Genomic DNA, 1,348 nt, shown 5'->3' with positions numbered 1-1,348 from the left:
GGCGCTCCTGACATACCTGTGGGCGCGTTGAGCGTGCCGTGACGGCCGCACGCCGTTCCCTGCCTAGTTTCTGAACTGTCAAAGGTACGGAAACGAGTGGTCAGGAGAACGGCGTGCGTGATGTCAGCCTATGGCGGTGCCTGCTGGGCGTCGAGAAGACGGTGATCGAGCGAGTCGAGTTCGACGAGGACGCCGATTTGTTGGTCGCGCATGTGCGGCCGACGAAGCGGCAGCGGGGCCGGTGTGGCATCTGTGGCCGGCGCAGCCCCGGCTATGACGCCGGGCCGGGTCGGCGGCGCTGGCGGGCGCTGGATCTGGCCACGGTGCGTGCCGAGCTCGAGGCGGAGTCGCCGCGGGTGCGGTGCCGCAGGCACGGGGTGGTGGTGGCGTCGGTGCCGTGGGCCCGGCACGATGCCGGCCATACCTACGCCTTCGACGAGACGGTCGCGTGGTTGGCGACCCAGTCGGCGAAGTCGACCGTGACGGCGTTGATGCGGATCGCCTGGCGCACGGTCGGCTCGATCATCACTCGCGTCTGGGCCGACGTGGAGGCCGGCACCGACCGGTTCGCGGGCCTGCGCCGGATCGGGATCGACGAGATCAGCTACAAGAAGGGCCACAAGTACCTGATGGTCGTCGTCGACCACGACGCGCGGCGGCTGGTGTGGGCCGCGCCCGGACGCGACCGCGCCACGGTGCGCCAGTTCTTCGACCTGCTCGGGCCTGAACGGTGCGCCCAGATCACGCATGTCTCCGCCGATGGCGCCGGCTTCATCGACGCGATCGTCGCGGAGAAGTGCCCGGCCGCGGTCCGCGTCGCTGACCCGTACCACGTCGTGTCGTGGGCCACCGACGCGCTCGACGAGGTGCGCCGGGAAGCGTGGAACGACGCCCGGACGCTGGCCCGGTCGGAGCCGAAGCGGGGTCGTGGCCGGCCCCGAGCCGATGCGCCACCACGGCCGGGCAGCGAGCGCGCCACGGCGCTCAAGGGCGCCCGCTACTCGCTCTGGAAGAACCCGGAGAACCTCACCGAGCACCAGCAGGCGAAACTCGCCTGGGTCGCGAAGACCGACCCGAAGCTGTATCGCTCGTACCTGCTCAAGGAAGGGCTGCGCGTCATCTTCCAGCTGCCCTACGCCGCGGCCGTCGAGGCGATCGACCGGTGGATCAGCTGGGCCCGCCGCTGCCGAATCCCGGCGTTCGTGAAGCTGCAGAAACGGATCGTCAAACACCGGGCACGGATCCTCGCCGCGATCGAGCACAACCTCTCCAACGGCCTCATCGAGTCGACCAACACCAAGATCCGACTCATCACCCGGATGGCATACGGCTTCAAATCACCCGAAGC

1 protein-coding gene is annotated in these 1,348 nt (G+C 69.2%); it reads left to right on the top strand.

From position 1 onward, the window contains the following. Positions 1 to 113: 113 nt before the first annotated feature. On the top strand, positions 114 to 1,348 hold a 1,235-nt coding region (locus J1M46_RS15050; RefSeq protein WP_206448800.1), incomplete at its 3' end, for an ISL3 family transposase.

The organism is Agrococcus sp. KRD186, assembly GCF_017168255.1.
GTDB lineage: Bacteria > Actinomycetota > Actinomycetes > Actinomycetales > Microbacteriaceae > Agrococcus.
This window is presented reverse-complemented; position numbering and strand designations above follow the sequence as displayed.